General features: G+C 35.2%; 9 protein-coding genes. All 9 read right to left on the minus strand.

What is annotated here, in order from left to right; all coding sequences use genetic code 11:
* Positions 1-321 precede the first annotated feature (321 nt).
* A complete protein-coding gene (locus tag NYE73_RS24640; protein ID WP_340815830.1) occupies positions 322-540 on the minus strand; it encodes a hypothetical protein in 219 nt (72 codons plus the stop codon).
* A 268-nt stretch (positions 541-808) separates the two neighbouring features.
* Complete coding sequence (locus NYE73_RS24645; RefSeq protein WP_340815831.1) at positions 809-958, minus strand: hypothetical protein; 150 nt, start codon at positions 956-958, stop codon at positions 809-811.
* Positions 955-1,692, minus strand: coding sequence for a hypothetical protein (locus NYE73_RS24650; protein ID WP_340815832.1), 738 nt, complete (start codon positions 1,690-1,692; stop codon positions 955-957). The genes NYE73_RS24645 and NYE73_RS24650 overlap by 4 nt, the downstream gene beginning before the upstream one ends.
* A gap of 326 nt (positions 1,693-2,018) precedes the next feature.
* A complete protein-coding gene (locus NYE73_RS24655; protein ID WP_340815833.1) occupies positions 2,019-3,518 on the minus strand; it encodes a hypothetical protein in 1,500 nt (499 codons plus the stop codon).
* 111 nt (positions 3,519-3,629) lie between these two features.
* The gene (locus NYE73_RS24660) at positions 3,630-3,803 is read right to left on the minus strand and encodes a hypothetical protein (protein WP_340815834.1); all 174 of its coding nucleotides are present in this window, start codon (positions 3,801-3,803) and stop codon (positions 3,630-3,632) included.
* 20 nt (positions 3,804-3,823) lie between these two features.
* Positions 3,824-4,312 carry a hypothetical protein gene (locus tag NYE73_RS24665; protein WP_340815835.1) on the minus strand — a complete coding sequence of 163 codons (489 nt, stop codon included), beginning with the start codon at positions 4,310-4,312 and terminating at the stop codon, positions 3,824-3,826.
* A 3-nt stretch (positions 4,313-4,315) separates the two neighbouring features.
* Entirely contained in the window at positions 4,316-4,579 is a 264-nt protein-coding gene (locus NYE73_RS24670; protein WP_340815836.1) for a hypothetical protein, read from the minus strand.
* Between the two features lie 113 nt (positions 4,580-4,692).
* Positions 4,693-4,869 (minus strand): hypothetical protein, encoded by a 177-nt coding sequence (locus NYE73_RS24675; RefSeq protein WP_340815837.1) that lies wholly within the window; start codon positions 4,867-4,869, stop codon positions 4,693-4,695.
* A 66-nt stretch (positions 4,870-4,935) separates the two neighbouring features.
* The coding region (locus tag NYE73_RS24680) for a replication initiation factor domain-containing protein (RefSeq protein ID WP_340815838.1) at positions 4,936-6,110 on the minus strand (1,175 nt) is incomplete at its 5' end.

A 6,110-nucleotide genomic window follows, 5' to 3' on the forward strand; every position in this document is an offset into this window, starting at 1 on the left:
CCCAGTCTACAAGCGCCCTCATGGGAATTTTCCCTGTATTTTCTGCTGGGGTAGTACAGCCCCCAGCAGACTCGAATTCCCAACATGAACCTGCTGTGTTTTTTTCCATAAATTCACCTACTTTTATTACTTCATTGAAAATGTAGCCACGTTTTTAAAAAAGGTTTGTAAGGAGGGTGAAGCATAAAAGGCTTAGCACTACGTTGCTACACGCTGTTGCGCAAGCTATACAGTGGTTTCCAGAAAAGCTAGCGCAGATATAGGCGAGCTATATCTTTGCTGGTTAGTACGCTACGCGTGAGCGTCATATCTCTTCGCAAATCATTTAGCATCTTTAAACATGTGCTGTTTACGTATTTGTATCACTTCATCCTCTGATAGATATTGCATAATTAATGCTGCTATTCCAGCACGCAAAACATCTGAATCACTAGTTTTTACCGTAAAAGACTTTTCTTCATTCATCTTGTCAGCAATCGCTTGTACAATTGCTTTATCATAATCAGACGCTCGCATTCTTATAATTTTATCTTTAGCCATATAATTGTAGCTCCTTTTTATTTGTTACCACAATTATACATGTTGTGGCTACATAATGTCCACATATTTTTAAATTATTTTTTTGTAGACACAGCAACAAAAATTACAGCAAAATAAAATACAATCACATATCCTAACGCTTCCAACAACAACATAGTCATTTCATCACCTTATTTTTTTGTAGACACATTTTTCAAAACTGTAACTACATTTTTAAAAAACCTCATTAATCATTAAAAAAATACAAACTGCAATGGCAACTAAAATATCAAGTATCTTTTCCATTTCGCAAACTCTCCTTACCTGTAATTACCAAAATCAAAAGAGCCATAAAAGGAAACAAAAAGAACAACACAAACAATGCAATATATACCTCATTATCAATATTCACCGTTTCAATAACTATCGTTTCATTCATTGCGCAATCCCTCGCTCCTTTTTGGACATAAACCGAGTACGTGCTAATCTTTCAATCTTTTTCTCCGTGTCATAGAGACTTCTTAAATGCTCGTTCTGGACGAATGATTTCTTATACACCTTCTGGACCTTCTGAGTGCCTTCAGCAAAGTTTTGAGCCCTCTCGTAATCTTTCTTCCTAAAGCACCTAACAATCGTCCAACGTTGCGCAAACGTCGTGCATTCAGCTACATATAGTGTTTGACGTCGCAATTGTACAGCTACATCTTGATACACTTGAGCGCTGGCTATAATCTTTACTTTTTGTTTCCTTTGTTGAGTGATTTCGGATAATAATTCCTCAGGGAACTCTTTCCACGCTTTACTATTAAACTCGTTTTGTATTTCATCCAAAGCGAATATAACGCCATCTACACCGTTCCTAATCTCAAAGAAGTCGTTCCAGTCACCAAACTCTTGGTGCTGATGTACATAACCATAATTCGTGATTATCAAAGCCTTGGGAAAGTCTTTACGCATGCGTTCAAGGTATTCCGTCATAGCCATTGATTTACCTGAACCTTGGTCTCCAACATACAGCGTTAAGCCATACTCATTAAATTTCCGACCATTTTTCAATACATCCCATAGATCCGCAAACTTAAAGCCAGTGAACTTTATTAATTTAGTAAAAAACCCCTCAGCGCTATAGATTTTTATTTTTTGATTGTCAGCTTTTTTCTTATTTTTAAACATGTTCATCCTCCAAATTGCCACCATTGATATTATGTCACTGGAGTGCAGCTGCGCTTTGCACACCAGTGACATTAACTAACTAATAGTTGGTATTTTGCTAATTATCCAGTTAAAAATTGATACAAATAGCTTTACATTATCAACAATAACAATCACAGATATGCAAGCTAGGATTGTTGGTATTGGTAAAAAATAAGATGCGAAGGATAGCAAGTAGACGCCATCTTGTATGTAACTCCCAAATGATTCTGGCAACTTTATTTCTGGCAAAAGCGCTAGCAACAAATTAACCACGCCAAAAATTAATTTAATCAACATTTCAAGAATCATTTTTCCATCACACCTCCACGCCCAGTGATTTTTCTATAGACATAAAAAATGGTCATGATTACGATAAAACCAGACATTACTTTTTTAAGAGTCGGCACGTGCTGTTCTACAAATGTAGTCGGCATAACATCTATTGGCTGACCACCAGTTGCAGGTAAATTAATACTTAAATTTGCCAATGGATTAGTATTTTCTTGAACAAAAAAATCTGACATTGTTTTTTCAAGACTGCCGACAATTTTAAACTTTTCATCAAAAACTTTTTTCAGTTTGTCAAATTCATTTGTTAAAAAGTCGGTATCCTCTGGAATGAAGATTTTTATAAAAAAGTCCAAGAGTTTCTCGAAAAAATTTAGTAGAAACTTTGTTAATTTTCCGAGCGCACATAATGTGCCACACTCGCCATCTTCGCCTTCTTCTTCTTCGTCTGGATCACCAGGCTTTTTATCAGGCACGATTTGCTCGCCTGTTTCAACATCTTTATAACCCCTCCCTGGAGTTTCGATAGCTGTCTTACCATCTATATATTTAACAGTGGGCTTGTCCCAATTGAGATTACAAATAGCACTATCGACCTCAGCAGTACCGTCTTTATTGACAATCATTGCTTTGCCATCGACCCCCAAAAACGTACTGCCCGATATCGACATTTGTATTTTTGTACCATTAGGACAGCTTAGATATGCCCTTGGCTCGGGTGTTAGAGTAGGCTTTGGAGTTGATTGTATATGGTCAAAAATCACTCTATAAGCAGGATTTTCGGGTTTACTAGGAACATCATTACCGTTATAGACTAAGCGAGTAGAGACATCAAAAAAATTTAAACATGCAGTAACATTAGATATACTGGTTATACTGCCACAAGCTCCATCAACCAGTTGTTGCATTTTTGATTTACTATAGCCATCTATAAACTTTTCTATATAACCTTGGTAAGTGCCAGCTATATATTTAGTTGCATAACCATCACCAGCACTATGATATGGACCAAAATTAGTAGCGTAGTATTCTTTGCCTTTCACTGTAAAATACAATCTATATCCCGATTTTAAATAAAAAGTACCAAATTCATCCACATAGCTGATGTTGTCGGTATTATTAAATAACCCTTCTTTTTCGGTGCCGTAATCCGTAAATAATTTTTTAAAAAAATCACCAATAGTCAGCATGAGACCCCCACCACGCTCGATTGCATCTCGTAAACTATCAGCTTTGACAAACTCACTAAATTCATTGCCCCAAAATTTAGCATAATCTTTTATTTGATCAATCGTTTGACTAACGTACTCTTTGTTGTCCGTATATTGACCAGTGATAAAAACAGTCTCGTCTACTACAGCCTCATACATTGCCTCACCATAGCCTTTATACTCTAGCAATTCTTTGTGATTATAAGGCTCGTTTGACGCAGCCATTGTCACCAAAACTGGGGACACAATATTAAAAAGCAAAATCGCAATACATAGAGATATTGAAATCTTTTTTAATCTTTGCATTTTGCACCGCCTTTAGAAAAAAAGAGTTAAGCCAGTTAGCTTAACTCCTACACATTAAAGTTTACAATTCGCATGTCGATATCGTTAGGCATTCTACAATCAATTCCTACGCTATTTGATGATACGGTTGATAAGCTGTGGCACCAATGGCACTGCTTTTTTAACTAAAATTACAGTTATGCCAGCACCAATGATGATTGGCGCATTTGACGTGATCGTCGAGATAAGTGGTGCTACATCCACTTTATCTAAAGTAAATAGCGCTGCTCCTAAAACTGGTTCCATTCATTTCACCACCTTTCAAGTTATCTAAAAGCACCATTGAACATGCCAGACAGCCATTTGTATACGATTGCTAATGGCACTAAGCAAAGAAATACTATTGATAAATCACTAGCTTGCTTCACACTTGGAAACGTGTATTCTAGCATTTCTTGATTCTTCAATTCGATTTCTTTTAATTCTGCAGTAGCTTCATTTAGCAATCCTAAGCCATCATTTATTTCAGTTAAGGAACTTAAAATTTGTTCCCTATACGTTGCTTCCTCTTCTACCAAAGCTTGCTGTATAGCCTGTTGTTGCTCCAAGTCTTTAGCTTGTACTTTTTGTTGGTCCTCTTGTTCTTTGGCCAACTGTTCGGCTTCAAGTTGTTGCTGTTCTTTTTCAGCTTGCTTTAGTTCTTGGTCAGTTTCTAAGACTTCCACCAAGTCGGTTAACTTAGTTTCTAATTCTGTTAAATCGACTGCTGGAGGAGTTACAACCTCTTCAGGAGTTTCGATTTGTTCTTGCTCCATACACTACGAGGCTTTCTTGACATCTGTAACCACGAATCTAGCACGATTGTTCATCTCACTAATATCAACAGTGATCACAACGTTATCGCCTTTTTTGAATGCACCTTGACAGCGTTCTGCTAATTCTGGCTCAATGTCCACTTTCAAACTTTCTAATCCATCACTTAACGTAATGTTCGCAAAATCATAATCTTTTTTACTTTTTTCGCTATAGCCTCTGTTTCGTTCCGCACGGATAAATACTAACGGCTTTATACTTTGTAACATTTTCCATTCCTCCTATTCTAAATGCGAACACCCGTTTCCACGGGGAGATATTTGTTCTGTTCTTATGATATAAAAAAGACTTGAATATATCAAGTCCTTTTCCTAAATATTTTTTAATTGTCAATTTCAACTATTTTATTACCATTTTCATCATACTCTTCTAACTTTTTCATAGCTGCTTCTGTAAAAATCGCTGAAGCATTTAATTCTAATTCTTTCAATCTTTTTATCAAATCTTTATCAACATATATCGTCATGTCTTTTTTATTACTTGTTCTTTTTCTGCCCATTGCACTCACCTCTAAGCTATTGTACAATGAGTCTACACAAATTTATATTTTTACACCTGTCTGTTGTCATTCGTTGATAGCAGATTTTTTGTTTGTTTTTCTTCTGTCACTTGCATCTTGACTTAAAGCTGTATCAGTATAAATATTCATTAAATCTTTTAGTACAGGTAAATTATCTACCCATTTCGGATATTTACTTAAATCATATGATTCTACTGCTTCATTAGCTAATCTATCAAAATGTTTTTGATTAGATATTTTGATTAAATGATGTTTTTTCATTTTTTGCATACCATCTTTAACTAAATCATTAACTAACTCGTAAAATTCTTGTGGCTTGTATAAAGCATGACTAGCAAGCGTAGTGGATACTTGTCCAAATAACCAATCCTTACTTTCTACCAACATTTTATCTGGTTTATAGACTGATAAATGCAACTTACTAGCATTATGTACAAATGACCGCCACCAACGTGTATGATTCTTAATATCCTTTGCTAACCTAGACTTATTTTTATCTAACTTTAGAGCACTTGGTTTTAAAAATACTATTTTTCCATTTAAAAAAGATGTTACATAGTAACCTAAATGTAAATGGCCACTTAAAATATGTGCTACAAATTGCTCCGCATACTCATAAGTAAACCTAACCTCTGTTCTTGTCCACTGATCTATTCCATGTAACTCTTCCAGTATTCTTTTTTTCTTTTCATCTCCAGCTGTTTTTATCTTATCTTCTCTTTCTAATTTTTTATCATAAACGTTGATATAATAACGACTACTTTTCCCTCCAAGATAAAAATTATCCATAGTTAAAAAATCTCTACCATGTGCAATTTTACCTCTTTCTCCATTCCCCCAATCTTCAAGCCTAGTTATACACTGTTTGTTATATACAGCTTGTCTAAATACATCTGTTGTGTAGTAACAATTAAAATCATCTATAGCAATATCCAGTCGTGTAAAAGTTGTATTCAAATTAACTAAAATACCAAGCATTGTAACCATATCAAAACAAGATAATATCTCAAATTGTCTACAACCCTGTCCAGACATATTTAACAGCCATCGCTCTTCTTTGTAGTTTCTGTGGTATTCAATCATGCCAATACGATAAGTAACAGAGTAGCCAGCCATAGCAAACTTAGATGTTCCTATTTCTTCCAAGTTTTCCAGTTCGCTAATGCCTATTAAATTAAAAACTTGGTGCAAATCAAATGCACTTTTAAAACTGCAAGTAA

It is taken from the genome of Lysinibacillus sp. FSL K6-0102 (genome assembly GCF_038003545.1).
Taxonomy (GTDB): domain Bacteria; phylum Bacillota; class Bacilli; order Bacillales_A; family Planococcaceae; genus Lysinibacillus; species Lysinibacillus capsici.

Bases quoted from the DNA above. Each gene is read 5' to 3' on its own strand.
- NYE73_RS24640 (WP_340815830.1), bottom strand. From the start codon at position 540: ATGGCTAAAGATAAAATTATAAGAATGCGAGCGTCTGATTATGATAAA.
- NYE73_RS24645 (WP_340815831.1), bottom strand. From the start codon at position 958: ATGAATGAAACGATAGTTATTGAAACGGTGAATATTGATAATGAGGTA.
- NYE73_RS24650 (WP_340815832.1), bottom strand. From the start codon at position 1,692: ATGTTTAAAAATAAGAAAAAAGCTGACAATCAAAAAATAAAAATCTAT.
- NYE73_RS24655 (WP_340815833.1), bottom strand. From the start codon at position 3,518: ATGCAAAGATTAAAAAAGATTTCAATATCTCTATGTATTGCGATTTTG.
- NYE73_RS24660 (WP_340815834.1), bottom strand. From the start codon at position 3,803: ATGGAACCAGTTTTAGGAGCAGCGCTATTTACTTTAGATAAAGTGGAT.
- NYE73_RS24665 (WP_340815835.1), bottom strand. From the start codon at position 4,312: ATGGAGCAAGAACAAATCGAAACTCCTGAAGAGGTTGTAACTCCTCCA.
- NYE73_RS24670 (WP_340815836.1), bottom strand. From the start codon at position 4,579: ATGTTACAAAGTATAAAGCCGTTAGTATTTATCCGTGCGGAACGAAAC.
- NYE73_RS24675 (WP_340815837.1), bottom strand. From the start codon at position 4,869: ATGGGCAGAAAAAGAACAAGTAATAAAAAAGACATGACGATATATGTT.